The organism is Luteolibacter sp. (assembly GCF_039920825.1).
Lineage (GTDB): Bacteria > Verrucomicrobiota > Verrucomicrobiia > Verrucomicrobiales > Akkermansiaceae > Luteolibacter.
In genome coordinates this window covers 38,011-59,686 of the sequence record NZ_JBDSCX010000047.1, presented here as the reverse complement: position 1 = coordinate 59,686, position 21,676 = coordinate 38,011, and the positions used below count along the sequence as shown (strand labels likewise).

22 protein-coding genes are annotated in these 21,676 nt (G+C 58.9%); 11 read left to right on the top strand and 11 right to left on the bottom strand.

The genetic code is table 11. From position 1 onward, the window contains the following. From ABIQ96_RS15525 to ABIQ96_RS15485, 9 genes are all read right to left on the bottom strand, one after another. Positions 1 to 220 (bottom strand): efflux RND transporter permease subunit (locus ABIQ96_RS15525; protein WP_348215527.1); only part of this gene is annotated, 220 nt, incomplete at its 3' end. Between the two features lie 15 nt (positions 221 to 235). Continuing rightward, positions 236 to 1,363, bottom strand: coding sequence for an efflux RND transporter periplasmic adaptor subunit (locus ABIQ96_RS15520; RefSeq protein ID WP_348215526.1), 1,128 nt, complete (start codon positions 1,361 to 1,363; stop codon positions 236 to 238). Positions 1,364 to 1,403: 40 nt separating this feature from the next. Beyond that, complete coding sequence (locus ABIQ96_RS15515) at positions 1,404 to 2,783, bottom strand: efflux transporter outer membrane subunit (RefSeq protein WP_348215525.1); 1,380 nt, start codon at positions 2,781 to 2,783, stop codon at positions 1,404 to 1,406. Positions 2,784 to 2,836: 53 nt separating this feature from the next. Then, the gene (locus ABIQ96_RS15510) at positions 2,837 to 3,622 is read right to left on the bottom strand and encodes an SDR family oxidoreductase (RefSeq protein ID WP_348215524.1); all 786 of its coding nucleotides are present in this window, start codon (positions 3,620 to 3,622) and stop codon (positions 2,837 to 2,839) included. A gap of 73 nt (positions 3,623 to 3,695) precedes the next feature. Next, entirely contained in the window at positions 3,696 to 4,136 is a 441-nt protein-coding gene (locus tag ABIQ96_RS15505; protein ID WP_348215523.1) for a MarR family winged helix-turn-helix transcriptional regulator, read from the bottom strand. A gap of 185 nt (positions 4,137 to 4,321) precedes the next feature. Beyond that, positions 4,322 to 5,086, bottom strand: coding sequence for a glucose 1-dehydrogenase (locus tag ABIQ96_RS15500; RefSeq protein WP_348215522.1), 765 nt, complete (start codon positions 5,084 to 5,086; stop codon positions 4,322 to 4,324). A gap of 22 nt (positions 5,087 to 5,108) precedes the next feature. Further along, positions 5,109 to 5,870: an SDR family oxidoreductase gene (locus tag ABIQ96_RS15495; protein ID WP_348215521.1), complete on the bottom strand. Its 762-nt coding sequence runs from the start codon at positions 5,868 to 5,870 to the stop codon at positions 5,109 to 5,111. 29 nt (positions 5,871 to 5,899) lie between these two features. Continuing rightward, the gene (locus tag ABIQ96_RS15490) at positions 5,900 to 6,547 is read right to left on the bottom strand and encodes an NAD(P)H-dependent oxidoreductase (RefSeq protein WP_348215520.1); all 648 of its coding nucleotides are present in this window, start codon (positions 6,545 to 6,547) and stop codon (positions 5,900 to 5,902) included. Positions 6,548 to 6,603: 56 nt separating this feature from the next. Continuing rightward, a complete protein-coding gene (locus ABIQ96_RS15485; RefSeq protein WP_348215519.1) occupies positions 6,604 to 7,134 on the bottom strand; it encodes an Rrf2 family transcriptional regulator in 531 nt (176 codons plus the stop codon). Here ABIQ96_RS15485 and ABIQ96_RS15480 point away from each other — a divergent pair. After that, complete coding sequence (locus ABIQ96_RS15480; protein ID WP_348215518.1) at positions 7,133 to 8,410, top strand: putative sensor domain DACNV-containing protein; 1,278 nt, start codon at positions 7,133 to 7,135, stop codon at positions 8,408 to 8,410. The two genes, ABIQ96_RS15485 and ABIQ96_RS15480, sit on opposite strands and share 2 nt — an antisense overlap. 87 nt (positions 8,411 to 8,497) lie before the next feature. Beyond that, the gene (locus tag ABIQ96_RS15475) at positions 8,498 to 9,820 is read left to right on the top strand and encodes a leucine-rich repeat-containing protein kinase family protein (protein ID WP_348215517.1); all 1,323 of its coding nucleotides are present in this window, start codon (positions 8,498 to 8,500) and stop codon (positions 9,818 to 9,820) included. Here the strand turns inward: ABIQ96_RS15475 and fabV are convergent. Continuing rightward, positions 9,809 to 11,002, bottom strand: coding sequence for an enoyl-ACP reductase FabV (gene fabV, locus ABIQ96_RS15470; RefSeq protein WP_348215516.1), 1,194 nt, complete (start codon positions 11,000 to 11,002; stop codon positions 9,809 to 9,811). The two genes, ABIQ96_RS15475 and fabV, sit on opposite strands and share 12 nt — an antisense overlap. A gap of 143 nt (positions 11,003 to 11,145) precedes the next feature. Here fabV and ABIQ96_RS15465 point away from each other — a divergent pair, with 143 nt between their 5' ends. The 6 genes from ABIQ96_RS15465 to ABIQ96_RS15440 all read left to right on the top strand — a co-directional run bounded on the left by ABIQ96_RS15465 (position 11,146) and on the right by ABIQ96_RS15440 (position 17,038). Next, positions 11,146 to 11,889: a pyridoxine 5'-phosphate synthase gene (locus ABIQ96_RS15465; protein WP_348215515.1), complete on the top strand. Its 744-nt coding sequence runs from the start codon at positions 11,146 to 11,148 to the stop codon at positions 11,887 to 11,889. 2 nt (positions 11,890 to 11,891) lie between these two features. Next, positions 11,892 to 12,293, top strand: a complete 402-nt coding sequence (gene acpS, locus ABIQ96_RS15460; RefSeq protein WP_348215514.1) for a holo-ACP synthase — start codon at positions 11,892 to 11,894, stop codon at positions 12,291 to 12,293. Between the two features lie 123 nt (positions 12,294 to 12,416). Then, positions 12,417 to 13,391 carry a porphobilinogen synthase gene (gene hemB / locus ABIQ96_RS15455; RefSeq protein ID WP_348215513.1) on the top strand — a complete coding sequence of 325 codons (975 nt, stop codon included), beginning with the start codon at positions 12,417 to 12,419 and terminating at the stop codon, positions 13,389 to 13,391. A gap of 235 nt (positions 13,392 to 13,626) precedes the next feature. Beyond that, positions 13,627 to 14,400, top strand: a complete 774-nt coding sequence (locus ABIQ96_RS15450) for an HAD-IIA family hydrolase (protein ID WP_348215528.1) — start codon at positions 13,627 to 13,629, stop codon at positions 14,398 to 14,400. A gap of 213 nt (positions 14,401 to 14,613) precedes the next feature. Continuing rightward, entirely contained in the window at positions 14,614 to 15,930 is a 1,317-nt protein-coding gene (locus tag ABIQ96_RS15445; protein WP_348215512.1) for an AI-2E family transporter, read from the top strand. Continuing rightward, positions 15,902 to 17,038 (top strand): serine hydrolase domain-containing protein, encoded by a 1,137-nt coding sequence (locus tag ABIQ96_RS15440; RefSeq protein WP_348215511.1) that lies wholly within the window; start codon positions 15,902 to 15,904, stop codon positions 17,036 to 17,038. Before ABIQ96_RS15445 ends, ABIQ96_RS15440 begins: the two co-directional genes overlap by 29 nt. Before the next feature lie 10 nt (positions 17,039 to 17,048). Here the strand turns inward: ABIQ96_RS15440 and ABIQ96_RS15435 are convergent, their stop codons facing one another. Next, positions 17,049 to 18,590, bottom strand: coding sequence for a hypothetical protein (locus tag ABIQ96_RS15435; protein ID WP_348215510.1), 1,542 nt, complete (start codon positions 18,588 to 18,590; stop codon positions 17,049 to 17,051). A gap of 200 nt (positions 18,591 to 18,790) precedes the next feature. Between ABIQ96_RS15435 and trpS the strand changes: the two genes are divergently transcribed. The 3 genes from trpS to fmt all read left to right on the top strand — a co-directional run bounded on the left by trpS (position 18,791) and on the right by fmt (position 21,663). Further along, positions 18,791 to 19,756: a tryptophan--tRNA ligase gene (gene trpS / locus ABIQ96_RS15430; protein ID WP_348215509.1), complete on the top strand. Its 966-nt coding sequence runs from the start codon at positions 18,791 to 18,793 to the stop codon at positions 19,754 to 19,756. A 65-nt stretch (positions 19,757 to 19,821) separates the two neighbouring features. Beyond that, a complete protein-coding gene (locus ABIQ96_RS15425) occupies positions 19,822 to 20,709 on the top strand; it encodes a hypothetical protein (protein ID WP_348215508.1) in 888 nt (295 codons plus the stop codon). A 30-nt stretch (positions 20,710 to 20,739) separates the two neighbouring features. Continuing rightward, positions 20,740 to 21,663, top strand: coding sequence for a methionyl-tRNA formyltransferase (fmt, locus tag ABIQ96_RS15420; RefSeq protein ID WP_348215507.1), 924 nt, complete (start codon positions 20,740 to 20,742; stop codon positions 21,661 to 21,663). Positions 21,664 to 21,676 lie beyond the last annotated feature (13 nt).

The window sequence follows — 21,676 nt, the reverse complement described above, 5'->3', positions numbered from 1 at the left end:
GTCTTTTTTCCAATGGCTCCGCCACCAGATCTTGCATTTCCTGAGCCGTGGCTCCGGGCCATACCGCGCTCACCGTGAGGACTTTGACCGTGAACGATGGGTCTTCCGCCCGTCCCAATTGGAAGTAGGCGAAAACACCTGCGACCGCAGTGGCGATGATGAAAAATAGAGTAATGGCGCGCTGCCGGACCGCCATCGCGGATAGATTGAATTGATTCATTGGATGTGGTTCCGGTTATTTTTCAATAGTCACGACTTGCCCCTCGTGGAGAAGGTGTGGCCCGAGTGCGACCACGGTTTCATCGGCATGCACCCCGCTGGAAACGACGACTTCCTCGTTGCCGATCGAGGCGATCGTGATCATGCGATAGGAGACCTCCGATTGATCATTGACGATCCAGACACCGGGTCCGGCTCCTTTGTCCTGGATGGCTCCGACCGGGACGACGACTGTCTGGCCGTCGGTGGATTTTGTGCCGGACCATTTGATGCTAACGGTCGAACCGATCGGTGCGGAAGCTGCTTCGCCATCAAGAACGAACCGCGCCTCATAGGTCCGGCTCGCTGGGTCCGCCGCATCGGATAGCTGTCGTAACACGGCTGGATAGGCTTTTTCCTGTCCATAGAGTTGGGCCGAAGCGACCGCCCCATGATCGGGCCGCACACCTTCGGGTAAATGGATCATGGCCTCCCTGGGGCCATCATGCGCCAGTTGAATGACCGTTTGGCCAGCGGCCACAACATAACCTGGTTCAGCCAGCGTGCCGACAACCACTCCGTCCGCATCCGCCAAGAGGGAGGAATACCCGCTGGAGTTGCGAGAGACATTGGCCTGGGCCTCGGCGGCCGCCAGTTGTGCATTGGCACTATCCAATGCCGCCTTGGACTGATCGTACTCCAGGTGCGAGACCGCTCCCAAGTTGGCCAGAGCTGCCGCGAAACGTGCTTCGTCCGCTTTCGCTTGGACGTATTTGGCACGGGCTGCCTCGACGTTTGCTTCTTGTGCTGCCAACGAGAGATCGAGATCCACCGAATCGAGGCGCATGAGAAGCTGACCTTTTTCGACGTGCTGACCGAGGTCCACGGTTCGTTCCAGGATCTTTCCGCCGATCCGGAAGCCGATGTCACTTTGCACTCTGGCAGCCACTGTCCCGGTGAAACTCCTGCTTCCCGGTTCCGCGGTTTTCGCCTTGAAGACGTCCACTTTCTGGGGTTGTAGGCGAGGATCTTCCTCCTGCGGCTTTGAACATCCGCCCGTCATCAAGGCCACCATGAGCCATGATGCAGGCAGAACGGTGGGCTTCAATGGTGAGAGAATCGCCTTCGCGAAGTTAGGAAGGCTTGATCTAAATTGTGTGTTCATGAAATGGATAAAATGAAAATTCTGTTATTTGAGTGAAGTCTCACCAACCGCCGCCAAGGGCTTTGATGAGCTGCGCGGATGCGATGAGTCGCTGCCCGGAAAGTTGGGCCTTGGCCTGTTTGGCCTGAAGCACGTCGCGATTGGCATCGAGGACCTCCAGATGGCCGACAATACCGGTGCGATAGCGAGTCTCGGCAAGCTCTGCCGCGCGACTTGAATCGACTACGGCGCGATTTTGGGCAGCGGCTTGTTCCTCCAGAAAGCGGATCGTTGAAAGGCTGCTTTCGACCTCACCAAACGCGACAAGGATCCTTTGTCGATAGAGGGCGACAGTTTCAGTATAGGCAGCCTCCGAGCGTTTGAAGTTCGCCTGATTTCTGCCACCCGCAAAGATCGGTAGTGAAACGCTCGGCCCGATCAACCACGCGGGACTATCCCAATTGAACATATCTCCAATATCGGCGCTTACGTATCCGGCCGAACCCGTGAGACTCAACGAAGGGAAAAAGGCAGCCTTTGCCACGCCGATTCGGGCGTTTGCGGCGGCAAGCTGGCGTTCGGCTTCAGAAACATCCGGGCGGCGCTCAAGCAAATCCGCCGGCAATCCTGCGGGAATCCTGGGCGGAGCCGGATCCCATTTTGCGAGGCGATCCGAGGATGCCGCTGCGAACGTAAACGTTGAAGGATTCTCGCCGATGAGAATGGCAAGCGCGTTCTCCAGTTCGGCACGCCGCTTTGAGAGAGATGCGATCTGAGCTTCGGCGAAATCCAGATCGGCTTTTGTGCGCGCCAGATCCAATTCATTCCCAACCCCGGTCTCGAAGCGGGACCGGACGAGTTGCACTTGTTCCTTTCGCAGTCCAATAGCATTTTTGGTGACCTCGATTTCAGCATCGAGTGATCGAAGGGCGAAGTAGTTTTGTGCAACGTCGGTTTGAAGAACGAGCAATACATTGTGGTAAGCGGCCACGGAAGCCTGTGAATCGGCGGTGGCACTTTCGAAGCCCCTTCGGACCCGGCCCCACAAATCGACTTCATAACTCAAGTCCAACGGCGCCCGGAAACCGCTAACTGTGACTCCGCCGTTTGACTTCTCGTTAGATGTTAATCGTTGCCGGGTGAAGCTTGGATTTGCATCGAGGGTGGGAAGGAGTTCGCTGCGGGCGGTTCTTGCGGTGGCTCGGGCCTGGTCAACGCGGGCGATGGCTGCTTTGGCTTCCTGGTTCGCTCCCGCCGCACGACTTTGAAGACCGTTCAAGGCATCATCGCCGAAAATTTTCCACCAATTCCCTTTGGCTTGATGGTCGAGCGGCCGGCCTTCCTTCCAAGTGCCATGGGATCCGGATTTGTAGTTTTCCGGGACGTCGGTGTTCGGCTGCTTGTAGTCCGGACCTACCATACAGCCCGTTGAGATCAGCATGATAATAGAGGATGCCCCCAATAGGTTAGCTTTCATAAATTTTGTTCTTTGAATCAAGCGTTGAGGACCCGTGCTAGAACGGACTGATGCAGCCACCGCGGCGTTGCCCAGAAGAAGGCCGCCATGAATTTGTTAGGAATGCCCGGGACGACACTCATTTTTCCTGAATTGAGGGCGTGGATCCCTGTTCGGACCACGGGTTCGGGTTTCATCATCAGGAATTTCAGCTCAGCAGTGATTTTCATTTGAGCGGTCTTCGCGAATCCGGTGTCTGACAGACCCGGGCAAAGAGTGCTGACTGTGATGCCATCGCGTTTGAGTTCGCGGTGAAGAGCCTCGCCGAGGCGTAAAACATAAGCTTTGGCTGCTGCGTAAACGGCGAAATGCTCCACGCCCTGATAGGCTAGCAAACTCGCAACCAGCAGAATCTTCCCGCTCTTCCGTGTCCGCATGTCTTGAGCGAAAACGTGGGTCACTGCCGTCAGGCTCGCGATGTCCAGTTGCACCATCGCCATCGCGTCGTCCAACGGGCTATCCAGAAACGGGCCTTGCAGACCGTGACCGGCATTGTTGATCAGAATGTCGATCTCAATGCCCCGTTCGCGGAGCCGCTGATGCAGTTGGCTGATTGCGGCGACTTCCGATAGATCCACCTGTTCCACGACGACCTCGACGCGGAATTGCAGGCGGAGTGCTTCGGCGAGTTTTTCAAGCCGGTCCAACCGTCGCGCCACCAGAACCAGCGGATGGCCTTTTGCGGCATATTGTCGGGCGAACTCCTCGCCGAAGCCACTCGATGCGCCTGTGATCAGAACCCATGATTTGTTTGAGGTATTCATTTCGTTATTTGGTGATTGAAAGTGTATATGCACACCTAATTTTTCAGTTTTCCGATTTGTTGTTGGGGGTCTTTTACTTGTTCAGGGCAATGGCCACGGTTTCGAGGTCGGAGAGGACGGCGGACCAACGCTGTGCACCTAGAGTTTCGACTGCGATGTTTTGAGCAGACCTCCAGGCTGGCATGAATTCTTGGACCTTATTCCGGCCTTTGGCGGTGATGGACAGTTCCACCCGGCCGCCACGCCCGCCACCTTCGGCATGTGCCAGTTCATCCCGCTGCAACGGACGGAGATTTCTCAGAAGGGTGGTGCGGTCCATCCCCAGCCAATCACTCAATTCCGCCATGCTCCATTTCTCCTGGGCATTCAATGCCAGTAGAATCGACCCTTGGGTTGGGCGGAGTGCGTGGCGTCGCGCCTCTGCGTCGTAGAATTGGGTCACGATACGGCTCACCCTCCTCAAGTTGAAGCAGACACAGTTTTCAATCGCGGACATATCCAGCTCGTCAGACATGGTGTGTATATGCACTTATAAGGCTTGGCCGTCAATAATTTTTTCAGGTTCACGCGTCAGAGGAATCGTGGTCGGCGGGTTGGCCTTCCAAAGTTGGGGGGCGAGCGAGCAAAAGCCGGAGCGCGGAATCCGCCGCCCGAAATTGGATCGGACGACTGAACCCCGCGCTCCGGAGTTCATTGCGCTCAATGAACGCCGCCGCTGATGTAGAACATCTCGCCGGTGACCCATGATGAGTCGGAGGAGGCGAGGAACACCGCGGCGGTGGCGATGTCCTGCGGCTGGCCGATGCGGCCTAACGGAGCGGTCGCTTCGTAGAATTTCTTGAACTCGGCGTCCTCGCCGGCGATGCCTGCGGATTGCGTTCCCTCGGTATCGACCACGCCCGGGTTGATCGCGTTCACACGGATCTTGCGGCCGCCGAGTTCCTTGGCCAGCGCGCGGGTGATGGTATCGACCGCGCCCTTGGTGGCGCTGTAAACCGATGAAGCCGGCGGCGCGTAGGTGCTGACGATGGAGCTGATGTTGATGACACTCCCGCCATCCGTGCCGAAGTGGTTGAGCGCTTCCTTGGTGGAAAGGAGCAGACCAAGCACATTCAGATCGAACTGTTTGTGATAGTGTTCGGCGGTGACTTGCTCGAGCGGCAGCATTTCATAAATCCCGGCGTTGTTGACCAGGATGTCGAGCTTGCCAAACGCGGCCTTGGCCTCCGCGAAGAGCCCTGGGATTTCGTCAGGTTTCGATAGATTGGCGCCGACGGCGATTGCCTTGCCACCGGCGGCGGTGATTTCGGCGACGACCTTGTCTGCGCCTTCCTTGCTGGAGGAATAGTTGACGACGACGGATGCTCCTTCCGCGGCGAGGTGTTTGGCGATGGAGGCGCCGATGCCTTTGGAGGCTCCGGTGACGATGGCGGTTTTACCTGCTAGTTTGTTTGATGTGTTCATTGGATTGTGGGGTAGGGGAGAGTTAGATTTGGGCGGATCCGCCATCGACGAAGAGTTCGATGCCGGTGACGAAGCTGCTGTCGTCGGAGGCGAGGAATGAAACGACCTTGGCGATTTCGTCCGGAGTGCCGGAGCGTCCGAGTGGAGCGCCGGCGGCGGCTTGCGCCTCGAATTCAACGATCTGTTCGTCGGTCAAGCCAAGTTCGTTTTTGTAAGCGGGGGTGACGACGGTTCCGGGACTGACGACGTTCACGCGGATATTGCGGCCCTTCAGATCCACCGACCACGTGCGGGCGAACGAACGGATCGCGGCCTTGGTGGCGGCATAAACACTGAACGCGGGGAAGCCTTTGATGGAAACAATGGAGCCGTTCATGATGATCGAGCCGCCGGCGGGAATCAGTTCCAGAGCCTTCTGCACCGTGAAGAGCGTGCCCTTGACGTTGATGCCGAAGTATTTGTCGAAGTGTTCCTCGGTGATCTGGCCGAGTGGGGCGAACGCGCCGCTGCCGGCGTTGGCGAAGAGGATGTCGATGCGGCCGGCTTGTTCGCGAATGAGGGAGAAGAGCTGGTCGAGATCGGTGAGGCTGGCAATATCACTGCGGATCGCGGTGATGTTTCCGCCGATTTCGGCGACGGCCGCATCGAGTTCCGGTTGGCGGCGGCCGGTGATGAAGACGCGCGCGCCTTCCGCGACGAACCGCTTGGCGGTCGCGAGTCCGATGCCGGACGATCCGCCGGTGATGAGGGCTATTTTGCCCGCGAGTTTGTTCGATGTGCTCATGATGTTAGTTTGTTTGGTCGGAGAATGATTCAGAGATGGCGGACGATTTCCTTGCGCCCAAAGCGGACTTTCGGCGCGGTGGCGTATTTGTCCTCAGCAGACCGGTAGCCCAGAGTGACAACTGCGGCGGAGGCGAGACCTTGTTCCGTTAGGCCGAGGATTTTGTCATATTCCTCGCGGGAAAAACCTTCCATCGGGCAGGCGTCGATGCCGAGCAAGGCGGCGCTGGTAAGAAGATTTCCGAGGGCGATGTAGGTTTGGTTGAAGGCCCAATCGCGGCGTTCGGTTTCGCTTCTGCCGGTGACGATGCCCATGGCCATTCCCTTGAGTCCGGTGAGATCCTCGACGGAGACACCGCGGACTTTGGCCACGTTCGCGACATGTGCGTCCACGTCGGCTTCTGATAGGTCGAACTTGGTAGTGAAGACGACAAGGTGTGATGCATCGACGATCTGCGACTGGCCGTAGGAAGCAGGCTGCAGTCTGGCGCGCAGTTCCGGGTCGTCGATGACGAGGAAGCTCCAGGGTTGCAGGCCGACACTCGACGGGCTGAGGACGAGGGCTTCTTCAAGCGTGTTCCAGTCTTCGGTGCTGATTTTGCGGGTGGGATCGAATTGCTTGGTGGCGTAGCGCCAGTTGAGCTGATCGAGGAGTTGCTTCCGTGTGATGGTATTCATGGGATGGGCTGTTGTTATGAATGTGACTATTTAAGTAACAATAAAGGTCAAAAAACTCAGTGCTTTTTGATGTCGGCAAGGAGGTGGGCGAGGGTGATTTTCGCAAGGCTGTCTTCCATGCCTTTCTGGGTCTTGTTCAGCGCGTTTTCCAAGGCGGACTTGATGTTGCAGCTCACCGCGCAGGGGCCTTGGACTTCGTAGTGGTGGATGGAAAACGCTTTTGGCGCTTCGATGGCGAGGTAGATGTCGAGCAGGGAAATTTCCGCCGGCTTTTTCGCGAGACGGGTGAATCCATTTTTTCCTTTCGAGGTTGCGATCAGTCCGGCCTTCGACAATTTCGCCAAAGTCCGGCGGATGAAGCTCGGGCTGGTGTTCACGCTGGCGGCGAGCTGGGTGGAGGTCCGGTCGGTTTCGGTGCAATAGCCGAGACCGGCCATGAGATGCACTGCGATCGAGAACTGGTTGTTGGCGGCCACTGATGAGACTTTTAAAGTAACAATTCGGATGCGCAAGGAAAATTTTCCGGGGGTGCTTGCGGGATCTTTCCAGCCGCGATAGGGATTGGGATCATCCGATGATTTCCTCATGAGCGCCGCCAACAACACCAACGGATTCACTTTGCAGGATCTGGTTTCCCAACTCCATGGTTTGTTAGATATCCGTCCTGATGGTCCGACGCAGGAGCAGATCAGGGAAGCCTGCGACGTGCTTTACGCATGCAGTTTGCTCAAGGAAGAAGGCCGGCCGGTGAGGGCGCGGGTGATCATCGCGCCGCCGGATGCGTTCGCCGCGACGGAGGGGCCGCCGGATGGAACGCATGCGGTGCGGTTCACAACACCGCACAATCTCACGTCTAACGAGATCAAGCGGTTGAGTCCGGCGGCGAGTTTTTTTCACTCGGTGGTGGCGATCTGGCCGGACCGTGACCGTGGTTTTCGGATTTGGGGAATCCTCAACACGGGACCACGCTGGCTGAATCTGGTGGCAGGCGGACGCAAGCCTTTGGGAAATGAAATCCCGCATCCGATCATCCATGTGCGTGATCCGGGCTGGCTGCTTTTTTACAACGGCTACAACCTGTTAGCCGAGTGGCGGGGCAGGGAATTCCACGGGCCGCGGATGGATGTGTTTCAATCGCGTCTGCTGAACGAGCGTTTCGCCGCTCATCGCTTGCGGCTGGTGGAGGATCTGATGGAAGGCTGTCTGCCGACAACCTTGGCCACCGAGGCTTATGCGGATCTGGCGCATTTGATTTCGCTGCAGTTCGTCAAACGCGTCATCAATCTGGTCCGCACCAGCGGCCATGGGGGAAGCATGGTGATCCTGCCGGACAACCCGGAAGGACTGGAGGCGGCGACGCAATGGATCGACTGCAAATACTCGGCAACTCCCGATGTGGCGGGGCTGCGTTTCCGGAGCCTTTTGCAATCAATTATCCGGCGGGTCGGGATGTTGTGTCCCGAGGATTCGACGGTGGAGGACGCATGGCACGTTTTTCGCAATAACAGCGATCCGGAATTGGACAGGCTGGAAGAAGCGTTTTTCGAACTGGCGCGTTTGTTCTCCGATCTGATGCAGGTGGATGGCGCGCTGGTGCTGGACAAGAAGCTGGGATTGATCGGCTTCGGCGGGGAAATCCGGGTGGATCGCAACGTTTTACAGGTGGGACACGCTCATGATCTCGAAGGCACGAATATCACACCGTGGAACGTGCAGAGTGACGGCACGCGGCATCGTTCGGTCTATCGATTATGCTCGGTGGAGCCGGAAGTGATCGGGTTCGTCATCTCGCAGGACAGCCACGTGCGGATGATTGCGAACGTTGATGACTCGGTGATCTTCTGGCCGCACACGATGATCTGAACACAGCGCGGAAAACCAATGTATTCAGTGGCTGCCGGAACGTGTGAAAACTTGCGGCATGTCCGCCGTTGTTGATAGCGTCGTCGCGTGAGCAAGCCGCCTGACAATACTCTTTCCCTGTTGCGGGCTGGCAAACTGGCTGGAAGCGTGCGGCTCGATCTATGCTGTGGTCTTGCTGAATTTCCTCGTGAGATCTTTGAATTGTCCGATTCGCTGGAAATCCTGAATCTATCAGGGAATCAATTGTCCGAGCTGCCGGCGGACTTGTCCCGATTGCGCAAACTGAGGATTTTATTTTGCTCGGACAATCAATTCCGCCACCTGCCCGCCGTGCTGGGCGAGTGCGCCAGCCTGACGATGGTCGGATTCAAGGCGAACCGGATCGAGACGGTGGATGACGGCGCGTTTCCTGAATCCCTCCAGTGGTTGATCCTCACGGACAACCGCATCCAAAAGTTGCCGGGGACGATCGGAGGATGTGCGGGTCTGCAAAAGCTGATGCTGGCGGGAAATATGTTAGAAGACCTGCCGGATGAGATGGCGGCGTGTTGGAATCTGGAATTGGTCCGGCTGGCAGCGAACCGCTTTCATGCGTTTCCAAGTTGGTTGTTCGAACTTCCGCGGCTTTCCTGGCTGGGGCTGGGTGGGAATCCTTGGTCCGATCGCGCGACAGTGGACATGCCCTCGATGGAGGAAATCGATTGGGCTGATCTGACGTTTGGTGATCAACTCGGTGAGGGAGCGTCCGGCACCATCCATCATGCGCACTGGCGGACGGAATTGGAAAGCCGGAGTGTCGCGGTGAAGATCTTCAAGGGGGAAATGACCAGCGATGGCCTCCCTCATACGGAGATGACGGCATGTCTCGCGGCGGAACGGCACGAACATCTGATAGAGGTGCTGGGAAAAATTTCCAATCACCCGGATGAAAGATGCGCGCTGGTGATGTCGCTGATTGATCCTGGGTTCTCAGCCCTCGCTGGACCACCGGATTTCGAGTCCTGCACGCGGGATGTCTATTCCGAAGATCGCAGTTTCACTCCGGCGGCGGTAATGCGGATGGCTTTGGGGCTTTCTTCGGTGGGACGCCATCTGCATGAGCGGAGAATCCTGCACGGGGATTTCTATGCGCATAACATTTTGTGGAGCGGGGCGGGGGATTTCCTGCTCGGGGATTTCGGCGCGGCGTGTGTTTATCCGGGCGATGATAGGCTGGAGCGCATCGAGGTCCGGGCTTTCGGAATCTTGTTAGGAGAACTTCTGGAACGCTGCGCGGCCGGCAAGGATGATGCGGACGTGATGGACCGTTTGCAGAACCTGCAAAGGCGCTGCGTGACGGAAGTTGCTGCCGAGCGGCCGCAGTTCGCCCGGATCGTGGATGAACTCCACGGCGCCTTATCAGCTCTTTAGCGAGGGAACCGCGACGTTCGGATCCGTGTCCGCTGCGTAATCGACACCGCTGAGTCCGAAGCCGAAGAGGCGGAGGAAACTGGATTGATAGCCTTCGAAATCGCCGAACTCCGGGAGATTTTCCGTGTTCACTTCGTCCCAACGTTTGCCGACGAGGGATTGGACTTTTTCCTCCATTTCCCAGTCGTCCACGCGGATGCGTCCGGCTTCATCGGGTTGGGGATTTCCGTTATAAAGGCGATCGCGAAGAAGGCGATCCATTTGCTCGATGGTGTCCTCGTGAGTGCCATCGGCCTTCATCACTTTATAAAGAAGCGAGATGTAAAGCGGGACGACCGGGATGGCGGAGCTGGCTTGGGTGACAAGCGCCTTGTTGACGGAAACCCACGCCTTGCCGCCTAACGGAGCGAGCTTGGCGTCGAGCGCGCGTTGGGCGCGTTCGAGGTCTTCCTTGGCCTTGCCGATGGTGCCGTTTTTATAAATCGGCCAGGTGACAGATGGCCCGATGTAGGAATAGGCGACGGTTTTGACGCCATCGGCGAGGACTCCGGCTTCGAGTAGCGCGTCGGTCCACAGCTCCCAATCCTGACCACCCATGACGGCGATGGTTTGCTGGATGTCATCGCCCTCGGCGGGTTCGATGGTGACTTCGTTGACGACGCCGCTGGTCGTGTTGAGATTCTTGTTAGTGTAGCTTTCGCCGACCGGCTTGAGCACCGATTTGTAAACTTCGCCGGTTTTCGGATCCGTGCGGCGGGGCGAGGCGAGGCTGTAAACAACGAGATCGACCTTGCCGAGGTCAGCCTTGATCGCGGCGATGACCTGCTTTTTAATGTCATCGGAAAACGCGTCGCCATTGAACGAGCGGGCGTAGAGACCGGCGGCGGCGGCTTCCTTTTCGAAGGCGGCCGAGTTGTACCAACCGGCGGTGCCGCACTTTTCCGCTTCGGCGGGTTTTTCGAAAAATACGCCGATGGTCGCAGCATTGGAACCAAACGCCGCAGCGATCCGCGAGGACAGTCCGTAGCCTGTGGACGATCCGATCACGAGCACCTTCTTCGGGCCGTTTTCGATCAGGCCGCGGCTTTTCACGACGGCAATCTGCTCGGCGACGTGCTTGGCGCAGCCTTCCGGGTGCGCGGTGGTGCAGATGAATCCACGGATCTTCGGTGCAATGATCATAGGGCGCGAGGCTAACTCCGGCGGGCGGGGAGGCAACTGTTTTTGCGAATAGGCGCGGACGGTCGGACCCGCGCGGGACCCCCGCGTTTCTGGCGGTTCCAAGAGAGTCTTGCCGCCGGGGTTTCGCGACGCTATTTCCAGCCATGCCCTTGCTTCTCGGAGTCAACATCGACCACATCGCCACCCTGCGTCAGGCGCGCTACGCGAAAACGCCGGACTCGCCCAACGCCGAACCTTGCCCAGTAATCGCCGGCCAAGACGCCCTCGCCGGCGGTGCGGATTCGCTGACCATTCACGTCCGCGCCGACCGCCGCCACATGCAGGATGCCGACGCTTTCCGCATCCGCTCGGAAATCAAAGTGCCGCTCAATCTGGAAATGGGCGTCACCGAGGAAATGGTCGGAATCGCACTCAAACTCAAACCTGAGTTCGTCTGCCTGGTCCCGGAAAACCGCATGGAAATCACCACCGAAGGCGGTCTCAACGTGCTCGCGAGCTTTGACAAAACCCGCATGGTCATCGCCCGCCTGCAGGACGCCGGCATCCGCATCAGCGTTTTCATCGATCCGGATTTGAAACAAGTCGAAGCCGCCGGAGAAGCCTGCGCCGACATGATCGAACTCCACACCGGTGCCTTCGCCAATGCCACCGGCGACAACGTTCAAGTCGAGCTCGACCGTCTCATCGCCGCCGCCAAAGAAGGCCATCTCAGCCTCCAGGTGAATGCCGGCCACGGCATCAACTACATCAACATCGCGCAAATTCTAACGATCCCGCATCTCGCCGAGCTCAACATCGGGCACAGCATCATCGCCCGTTCCACCCGTGTCGGTCTCACTGCCGCGGTGAGGGAAATGAAGGATCTGATGGCCAACTATCCCGGCTGATCATGCGCATCTTCGGCATCGGCATCGACGTGGTGGAAGTGGAGCGCATCGCGTCCGCCATCGAGCGTCATGGCGAGCCGTTTCTAACAAAATTATTCACTGCCAGCGAACGGAGCTACTGCGAGGCGCAGAACAAGCCGGCCCTTCACTACGCCGCCCGCTTCGCCGCCAAGGAAGCCGTTTCTAAAGCCCTCGGCACCGGCATCGGCGGCCAGGCCGGTTGGCTCGACCTCGAAATCACCCGCGATCCGGCCGGTGCCCCGAAACTCCTGCTTCAGGGAGCCGCCGCCGATTTTGCCGAACAAAACGGCATCACCGAGATCCAGATCAGCCTCACCCACGCCCGCGAATACGCCGCGGCGAATGCGATTGCCATCGCCGGGAAGTTGATGGTTGAAAGTTGATGGTTGATAGGAAGAAAAAGAAGCTCCAAAGCGGACCGCAGGATTCATCCTGGGCTTTCATTCATCCTCTTACCTTCAATGTTCAATGTTGAGTGTTCGATGTTCGATGTTCATTCTTTCTCCATGAACCGCCCCCGCCGCAACCGCCGCACGCCTGCCATCCGCTCGATGGTTCGTGAAACCACGCTTTCTCCCGCGGATTTCATCCTGCCTGTTTTCTTTCATGAAGATGCGGAGGATACACCCATCGCCTCCATGCCGGGTGTCACGCGCTGGTCGCTGGTGAGTCTTGTTAGGGAGGCGGGCGAAGCCCACGCGCTTGGCATTCCGGCCATCGTGCTTTTCCCGAAAATCGGGGAAGCGTTAAAAACCCCGTTCGCCGAGGAATGCCACAACGATGCCGGCCTCGTCCCCCGCGCCATCCGCGTCCTCAAGGCCGCGCATCCCACGCTTTGCGTCATCACCGATGTCGCGCTCGATCCCTACAACTCGGACGGTCACGACGGCATCGTCCAGCGCGACGGGCGAGGAGAGTTGGATGTCCTCAACGACGAAACCGTCGCCGTCCTGTGCGAACAGGCGCTTTGCCACGCCCGCGCCGGTGCCGACATCGTCTCGCCGTCGGACATGATGGATGGCCGTGTTGCCGCCATCCGCGAGGCACTGGACGATGCTGGTTTCACCAAGGTTTCCATCCTCAGTTACACCGCGAAATACGCCTCCGCATTTTACGGTCCATTCCGCGGCGCTCTCGATTCCGCGCCCAAGGACGGCGACAAGAAAACCTATCAGATGGATCCCGCCAACTCGCGCGAAGCCATCCGGGAGACCCTGCTCGACGAGGCCGAAGGAGCCGACATGCTGATGGTGAAACCCGCCGGTCTCTACCTCGACATCATCGCGAAAGTCCGCGAGACCACCACGCTGCCCGTCGCCGCCTATCAGGTGAGCGGCGAATATCTCATGCTGAAGAGCGCCGCCGCCGGTGGCTGGCTCGATGAAAAGGCCATCGTCCTCGAATCCCTCACCGCCATCAAACGTGCTGGTGCCGACATGATCCTCACCTACTTCGCGAAGCAAGCGTGCCGATGGCTGTGACGATTGTCGGTGTTTGTTAGGTTTTGGTCGATGATTTCCGGCCGCTGGCACGGATCCTTCGGGAAGTTTCAGCATATGGCCCTATTTGGGGATGACCATCTTCATAACCTCTTCCATTTCCGCCATCATCCGCGCCAGTCGTGGGGATCGTGTCAGCGCCTGACCCGCGCAGATATCGATCTGGCACGCTAAACGCTTGGATCCGGATGTGAAAAATATTGGATTCCTACTCGACATGGATGGCGTGATCTATCGCGGCAACCAGCTCATTCCCGGTGCCGATCGATTTGTCGCACGGTTGCGCCGTGAGGGCATTCCCTTCCGATTTCTGACTAACAACTCACAGCGAACCCGCCGCGACGTTGCGTTGAAACTTCGTCGTTTGGGGGTGCCGGCCGAGGAGGACGATGTCTTCACCTGCGCCATGGCCACCGCGCGTTTCCTCGCCCATCAGAAACCGGGAGGCACCGCATTCGTCATCGGCGAGAACGGTCTTTCCGCCGCGTTGCATCACAACGGATACACCATTGTCGATGACGATGCGGACTATGTCGTTGTCGGAGAAGGCCGCACGCTCACGTTTGAAATGATCGAACGCGGTGTCCGCCTGGTGGAAAAAGGCGCGCGGCTGATAGCCACGAATCCGGACGCCACCTGTCCGACCGATGCGGGCATCCGTCCCGGCTGCGGCGCGATCGTGGCGATGATCGAGCGCGCGACCGGTCGCGAGGCATTCTCGGTGGGCAAGCCCAGCGGGGTGATGATGCGCATGGCCCAGAATGAACTTGGGGTGCGCTCTCACGAAACCGTGATGGTGGGGGACACCTTGTCCACCGACATTCTTGGCGGCGTGGGCATGGGCTATCAGACGGTGCTGGTGCTCAGCGGTCACACCCGCGTCGAGGATCTCCACCACTATGCCTATCGACCCGACTGGATCATCGAATCGGTCGATCACATGCCCGAGCAGTTGTTTCATGCGGGTGAGGAACTCCTCGCCATGGCGTGAGTGGGGAATTCCGAACCAAGGAGGTCGGACGCCCTCGTCCGACTCTTCAGGCTGTCCCGCTTCTTCTGAGATGAGCCGGTGTTGCGGTCACAAAGTTTGGACGAGGGCGTCCAAACTCCTCAGCCCTGCGACGGCTCCGCCATTTCCACCTGAAAAAACATCGCGAAAGTGGCTGGCGATTGGCGGAAAAGCTGATTAGCGTCAGCGCAGTCAATGGAGTCGAAGGAAACGCACAAAACCTTTAAGATCGAGCCTTTGCTGGGCGGAGTGGCCTTGCTGCTGCTTTTGATCGGGTGTTTTTTCGTTCTCAAGCCGTTCATGACCGCCCTGATGTGGGCGATCATCCTGGCGTATTCGCTGCATCCGCTGCAGCGCAGTTTCACCCGCTGGTTCCGCGGATCAAGGACGCTGGCGGCCTGTTTTGTCACGCTCACGCTGACCGTCATCCTCGCCGGGCCAATCGTCTTGATCGGTTTCAGCATCGCCCAAGACGGCAAGGATCTGGCGGACGCCACCAAGAAATGGCTGATGGCGGCACCCGAAAAAGCGCCGAAGTGGGTGGCGGAAGCGCCGATCGTCGGCGACCAACTCGCCAGCTATTGGTCGAGTTTCGCGGAAGATCGGAACCGCTGGATGGATCAGCTTGAAAAGGAAGTGAAGACCACGCCGCCGCGGCCGAAGATCGTCATCGAGAGTGACGACGGATTGATCGTGAAGGACGCACCGCCTCCGCCGGCGGATGCGGCGACTGAGAAAAGTGGGGAAGAGAAGAAAGCGGCATCGGCTCACGTGGTGGTGGTGTTAGGGCAGTTTCTGGTCTGGGCGCGAACGTGGTTGATCGCCGTGGGACTCGCGGTTTGGGCGGGCGTGACGCAGGTGGTTCTGAGTGCGTTCCTGGCATTTTTCCTGTTGCGAGATGCGCCGGTTCTATCAGAGCGGCTGGCCGTCGCTGTTGAACGTCTGGCGGGAGAACGCGGACAGCATTTGATCAAAGTCGCCGGCGGCACGGTGCGTGGTGTGATTTACGGCATCCTCGGAACGGCCATCGCGCAAGCGCTGGTGGCGGGGCTCGGCTTCTGGATCGCCGGGTTGCCGGGCGCGGTATTGCTGTCGGTGCTGACGTTCTTTTTCGCGGTGATTCCTTTCGGCCCGCCGTTGATTTGGATACCCGCGTCGCTCTGGTTGTTTGCCCAGGATAAGCCCGGCATGGGGATTTTCATGGTCCTCTGGGGTCTCTTGGGTATCAGCAGCGTTGATAATTTCCTGCGACCTTACCTGATCAGCCAAGGCAGCAAGATGCCGTTTGTTTTAATTTTCTGCGGTGTCATCGGCGGGGCTCTGGCCTTCGGGTTGGTGGGCGTTTTCATGGGGCCGACGATGCTCGCGGTGGCGTTCCGCCTGGTCGAGGAATGGTCGGCTCACCGGGCGCGGGAGGAGAGCGGATTGATTTTGGAAACCAGTTCGGGATTGCGCGGCGGGATCGCATCAGACACACAACCGCATGGCGGCAAGTCCATCGGTGTTAGGTAAGGTTCTCGAAGTCTTCGAGCGGAATTTCCGCGATCGGGGCGAGCTCGGCGCGTCCGTCAGCATCTGGTGGAATGGCAGCGAGTTGATTTCCGAAGGCCATGGATGGTGCGAAAGGGAGAAATCCCGCGAGTGGACCTCCGCGACCCTGGTGCCGGTTTATTCCGCGACCAAGGTCCCGTCGGCCGCGACCTTGCTGGTGGCTCTCGAAACCCACGGTCTATCAGCCGCGACGCCGGTTCGCGAGGTCTGGCCTGCGTTTCCAGTGGGGGATGCCAATTTTTCCCATTTGCTATCGCATCAATGCGGGCTCGCCGGACTGGATGAAAAACCGTCCATCTTTGACCATGCCGCAGTGGTGGCCGCCATCGAATCCCAAGTGCCCGCGTGGGCGTTGGGAGAGGGGCACGGCTATCATCCCCGCACCTTCGGGGCTTTGGTCGATGAACCGATCCGTCGTCTAACTGGTAAGCGTCTTGGAGAATGCTGGCGGGAAATGATCGCCGATCCGCTGGGTCTGGACTTCTGGATCGGCCTGCCGGAAAGCGAATGGCCGCGGGTTGCGCGGCTCTATCCGGGAAAAGTCGGCAAGCCCGAGCAGGAGGATTTTTTCTATCAGCAGATGGCAACGGAAGGGACGTTCACGCGCAAGGCGTTTTCATCGCCCTCCGGATTGCGCTCCATCCAGGAAATGAATGACCCGGTAGCCTGGTCCGCCGGGCTCCCCGCGCTCGGCGGGGTGGGGACTGCCTCGGCGCTGGCGAAATTCTATCAGGCGGTGATCGGCTCCATCGCGAGCCCCCTCTCCGCCACCGTGCGACATGCGCTGGCCACTCCCGTTTCGGCGGCGGATGACCGCGTGTTGCTCCGTCCCACCGTCTTCACCTGCGGTGCGCAGCTTGATCCGCTTGATGCGTCGGGGAAAAAAATCCGCAGCATCTTCGGTCCGTCCCTATCCGCGTTTGGCCATCCGGGGGCCGGCGGCAGCCACGCTTTCGGCGATCCTCTAACCGGTATCTCGTTCGCCTACGTTATGAACCAGATGAACCTCGGCGTGATGCCCGGCGTGAAGTGTTTGGAAATGGTTGATGCGTTGTTTTCCGAGATGTGACGACGGCGGATTACCCGCCCTTTTTGAGTTTCTCCGCCTCGAATGCCTTGCGGACCTCGATGGCGATGGCCTCGCCCCGGTTCAGGCCGATGGTCCATGCTTCTTCGTGGGCTCGATCAAACGAAGGATTATTGAACCACGCGGGATTGTTGAGAGGCTTTTCAGGGATGGCCGTCCCATTGCAAAAAATCGCGAGACCTTCGTAATACCCCGCCTTGCCGATTTCCCGCTTCAGCCCGGAATCCGCCAACGTATCCGCAGTCATGATTTTCTCCGCGAGGAGGGAGCCATCTCGGATGCCATCTTTGATGCGGGTCTCGACGGCTCCGGCGATTTCCCGTTCGACATCGGTGAACGGTTTTTCCTCCACCGGATTCGGGGTGATCCAGGCAGGACGTTCCAGATGGACCAGTGGCACTGACCCTTTCGTCAACTTGTGGGTCGCGGCATCCCAAACGAACTCGCATTTCAGTTCGATGATGTGTGATGAGCCGTTGTCTTGCCGGGTTTCCTGCCAACCCTCCGCGCTACGGAAGGCGGAATATTTGGCAAGGCCGGATTCCTCGACGTGGAAAGAAACGGTTAGCGGCTTTGCTTCGACCGGCTGTGCGGAAATCACGAGGCCGAGGATGCCGGCCGCGAGCGTGGCTGGTTTCACGCGAGGGTAGCTGAGCGATACCGTGTCGGACTTGTCACCGCAGCTTGCCGTGAAACGATTCGCACCACCTTCGGCGAGAAACGAATTGGCATCCGTGATCCCTACCCCGTGGAAACTTGAATAAAGCATGGGGGCCGGGTAATTGAATGCCTCCAGAACCATATCCCCGTTTCCCCAAACGGGAAACAAGCTCCATCCGGTATCTCCGTCACCGCCGCCTTCGTCCACAATGATCAACCCGTAGGCGGGTGGAGCGACGGCAGCTTTCTTCGTAACGTCAGCGAATACCACCCAGTGGGTCCCCTTGGCATCCGTTTCGATCACCGTCCCCGGCACTTTAGCAGGTGGGACTTCCTTCTCATCCTTGCCTGGGTCTGTGACGTATTTTCCGGAGTATTTCGCCTCCAGCGGTTTGTCATCCGGTCCTTCCGCGACCACCCGCACATCGAGCGGTCTTTCCGGCGTGCCATAGGTGCTGTGGAGCAGACACCAGAGTGTGGCTGCCAACACCTGTTCCTTCGTGTAAGGACTGTATCCGGGCGGCTTCCATGGCTTCACCCGCAGGGTCACGGGAAAAGCCATGATCTGAGTCGGGTCCTGCGCTTCCACCGAAATGCCGAAGACGCTTGCGAGATTCTGGTCGAGTTCCGAACCTTCCTCCCAGCGCATCGCGCCGTCAGGACAGGGGCGGGCTTCGTCGATCTTTCCGTGAATGCCATAGTCGTAATTGCTGATCACGCCCACGCGTCCGAGTGGGATTCGCTGTGGATCGGATTTCGCCCCGAGATTTACGGGTTGTTCCACGGTGGATATTCCGACCGAAGTGGCGAAACAGGAGGCTGGAACCATCCAACCCAGCAGTGTGACGACCGAAACAAAGGGTAGAATTTTCATGGCTGTTATAGCTTCCGCTACGCTGCTAGAGAAAGTTCCTTTCCGCAATCGTCAAAAGGGGACTGAAATCCGCTCCGCCTCCCGGACGGCTCCCGCAAGGAGGGCGAACGGGTGGTTTTCCAAACGGCGAAATAAGTCATATCCGTCCCATAATTCCTATTTCTTGACCGATTCCCCGCGCGGAATCCACACTCCGCGCCATGCGCATCCTCACCGGTCTCCAGCCCAGCGGAAAACTTCACGTCGGAAATTTCTTCGGCGCGATGGAGCCTGCCGTCCGTCTTCAGGAGGAAGGCGAGGCGTTCTATTTCATCGCCGACTATCACGCGATGACCTCGTCGCAGGATCCCGCCGCGCTGCGCGAAAATGTTCGCGAGCTCGCCGTCGATTTCCTCGCCTGCGGACTCGATCCCAAGCGCGCCGTTTTCTTCCGCCAGAGCGCCGTGCCCGAGGTCAATGAACTCGCGTGGATCCTCTCGACCGTTTGTCCGATGGGTCTGTTGGAAAAATGTCACTCCTACAAGGACAAGATCGCCAACGGCATTTCCCCGAACCACGCGCTCTTCGCCTATCCGGCGCTGATGGCGGCGGACATTCTGCTGTACGACTCCAACAAAGTCCCCGTCGGCAAGGATCAGAAGCAGCATGTCGAGGTCACACGCGACCTTGCCGTGAAGCTCAACGAAGCCTACGGCGAAGGCACCGTCATCCTGCCCGAGCCGATCATCCGGGAGGACACTGCCATCGTCATCGGCCTCGACGGTCGGAAAATGAGCAAGAGCTATCACAACACCCTGCCCATCTTCGGCGAGGAAAAGCCGCTCAAGAAACTCGTCATGAAAATCACCACCGACTCGACCCCGGTGGAAGACCCGAAGCCCACGGAAGGCTCGACGATTCTCGCCCTTTACAAACTTTTCGCCAGCCCCGCCGACCACGCCACCCTCGTTGCCGATCACGAAAAAGGCGGCATCGGCTACGGCGATTTCAAGAAGCGCCTTGCCGAGGCCTATTGGGATTATTTCGCCGCAATGCGTGCCCGCCGTGCGGAAATTCTCGCAGATCCCGGCTACGTCGATCAGGTCCTCGCCGCCGGTGCGCTGCGGGCCCGCGAGGAGGCTGGAAAGGTGCTGTCTCGTGTTCGCAAGGCTGTTGGATTGGCTTGAAACCTTGGGTTTCAAATCAATGCACGCTTGCCTTCACCGCACCCGTCGCGGATGTTCCGCCCGTCGTGCCTTCCGACCCCCGTAAGCCGTTATGGCTCATTCCCAACTTGCTGAGCCTGGATGCTCCGCTCGTGGCCGTCGCTTGGCTGTATATGTTCGCGAAAACCTGGCGGGTGGACTACCTGCCGTGGGCGGCTTATTTTTCGCTCGGACTTGTCGTCTGGGTCATCTACGTCGCCGACCGCCTGCTGGACGCTTCCATGGACTCCGGTTCACCGGGGAAATTGGAAGCCCGCCACCAGTTCCACCTCAAGCACCGGCGCATCTTCAAACGTCTCGTCATTGTCGCCGGCATTGTCGCCGTGATCCTCGTCGTCACCCGCCTGCCGTTCGCCATTTACGGCATCACGTTCGGCCCGAATGGATACATCGGCTATGCCATCATCGGCGGGCTCATGGTTGCCGCGTTTTTCGCCTTGTCGCTGTTTTCCGATCAAGGGCCCGATGAGATTCCCCATGCCAAAAACATCATTGCCGGCGCTGCCTTCGCCTACGGCACCGCGATGATCGCCTACGCCTTCACCAGCTTCGACTTCTGGGAGTTCATCAAATCCCGCCAGCTCATCTGCTTCGGCGTCCTCTGCGTTCTCAACATTTCGGCGATCGACTTTTGGGAACACGCCAACCGTTCCGCCGATCCGGAAATCAAAGCCACCGACGAATTGGCGCTCACCCTGCCGCTCATCTTGTTAGGTGCCGCCGCGTTGATCTTCGCCGCGCAGGATCACGAATTCACCACCCGGCCCTTTTTCTATTCCATTCTCACCGGAGCCGCGTTGCTGTACATTCTTAACCGTATCCGCGCCCGCTTCCAAATGGACGCCTTGCGAGTCCTCGCCGATGTCGCGCTGCTATTGCCTTTCGTCGTTTTTCTCGCATTGGCGCAATCCTGAAGCATCGACGCTTCTTCCCTTTCATTTCCCATGCGAATCATCTTCATCGCCACCGGCGACATCGCGCTGCCTTCCTTCCGTCACCTGTTGGCAAACGGCCCGTGTCCGCTCGCCCTTGTCACCCAGCCGGACAAGCCGACCGGCCGCCACCAGACGCTCACGCCGCCCGCCATCAAGGTCGAGGCCCTCGCCGCAGGCATCCCCGTCTATCAGCCCGAGAAAATCGGCGACATCACTGACGACCTCGCCGCGCTTGATCCCGAGATTCTCGTCGTCATGGCCTACGGCCAAATCCTGCGGCAGAACATCCTCACCCTGGCCAGCCGCGCCATCATCAATCTCCATGCCTCACTCCTGCCGAAATACCGCGGCGCCGCCTGCATCCAGGCCGCTATCGACGCCGGCGACGCGGAAACCGGCATCACCGCCATGCACGTCGTCCGCGCGCTCGATGCCGGCGACATGATCGTTTCCCATTCCATCCCCATCGCCCCGGACGAAACCGGCGGCTCCCTCCACGACCGCCTCGCCGATCTATCACCCGCTGTCCTCGCCGAAGCATTGGAAAAACTAACCGACGGCACCGCCTGCCGCGTTCCACAGGACGAAGCGGCCTCCACTTACATTTCAAAACTCGAACGCGAACATGGCAAACTCGACTGGACCCAGGACGCCATCGCCCTCGAGCGCCGCATCCGCGCCTACGATCCGTGGCCCGGCACCTACACCGTCGCCATCGAAGGCGGAAAGGAAAAGCGCTTGAAAATCTTCCCGCCTGCGACGGTCACGGATGAAGCTCTAACACCCGGCGAAATCGCGACTCACGACGGAGCGCTTACCATCGGCTGTGGCAGCGGCTCGCTCCGCCTGACGACCGTCCAGCCCGATGGCGGACGCCGCATGTCCGCCTCCGACTACCTCCGGGGTCGCAAGCCCACCGCCTTCGAACTTTAAATTTTCTTCATTC

Bases quoted from the DNA above. Each gene is read 5' to 3' on its own strand.
- ABIQ96_RS15520 (WP_348215526.1), bottom strand. From the start codon at position 1,363: ATGAACACACAATTTAGATCAAGCCTTCCTAACTTCGCGAAGGCGATT.
- ABIQ96_RS15515 (WP_348215525.1), bottom strand. From the start codon at position 2,783: ATGCTGATCTCAACGGGCTGTATGGTAGGTCCGGACTACAAGCAGCCG.
- ABIQ96_RS15510 (WP_348215524.1), bottom strand. From the start codon at position 3,622: ATGAATACCTCAAACAAATCATGGGTTCTGATCACAGGCGCATCGAGT.
- ABIQ96_RS15505 (WP_348215523.1), bottom strand. From the start codon at position 4,136: ATGTCTGACGAGCTGGATATGTCCGCGATTGAAAACTGTGTCTGCTTC.
- ABIQ96_RS15500 (WP_348215522.1), bottom strand. From the start codon at position 5,086: ATGAACACATCAAACAAACTAGCAGGTAAAACCGCCATCGTCACCGGA.
- ABIQ96_RS15495 (WP_348215521.1), bottom strand. From the start codon at position 5,870: ATGAGCACATCGAACAAACTCGCGGGCAAAATAGCCCTCATCACCGGC.
- ABIQ96_RS15490 (WP_348215520.1), bottom strand. From the start codon at position 6,547: ATGAATACCATCACACGGAAGCAACTCCTCGATCAGCTCAACTGGCGC.
- ABIQ96_RS15480 (WP_348215518.1), top strand. From the start codon at position 7,133: ATGAGCGCCGCCAACAACACCAACGGATTCACTTTGCAGGATCTGGTT.
- ABIQ96_RS15485 (WP_348215519.1), bottom strand. From the start codon at position 7,134: ATGAGGAAATCATCGGATGATCCCAATCCCTATCGCGGCTGGAAAGAT.
- fabV (WP_348215516.1), bottom strand. From the start codon at position 11,002: ATGATCATTGCACCGAAGATCCGTGGATTCATCTGCACCACCGCGCAC.
- ABIQ96_RS15465 (WP_348215515.1), top strand. From the start codon at position 11,146: ATGCCCTTGCTTCTCGGAGTCAACATCGACCACATCGCCACCCTGCGT.
- acpS (WP_348215514.1), top strand. From the start codon at position 11,892: ATGCGCATCTTCGGCATCGGCATCGACGTGGTGGAAGTGGAGCGCATC.
- hemB (WP_348215513.1), top strand. From the start codon at position 12,417: ATGAACCGCCCCCGCCGCAACCGCCGCACGCCTGCCATCCGCTCGATG.
- ABIQ96_RS15450 (WP_348215528.1), top strand. From the start codon at position 13,627: ATGGATGGCGTGATCTATCGCGGCAACCAGCTCATTCCCGGTGCCGAT.
- ABIQ96_RS15445 (WP_348215512.1), top strand. From the start codon at position 14,614: ATGGAGTCGAAGGAAACGCACAAAACCTTTAAGATCGAGCCTTTGCTG.
- ABIQ96_RS15440 (WP_348215511.1), top strand. From the start codon at position 15,902: ATGGCGGCAAGTCCATCGGTGTTAGGTAAGGTTCTCGAAGTCTTCGAG.
- ABIQ96_RS15435 (WP_348215510.1), bottom strand. From the start codon at position 18,590: ATGAAAATTCTACCCTTTGTTTCGGTCGTCACACTGCTGGGTTGGATG.
- trpS (WP_348215509.1), top strand. From the start codon at position 18,791: ATGCGCATCCTCACCGGTCTCCAGCCCAGCGGAAAACTTCACGTCGGA.
- fmt (WP_348215507.1), top strand. From the start codon at position 20,740: ATGCGAATCATCTTCATCGCCACCGGCGACATCGCGCTGCCTTCCTTC.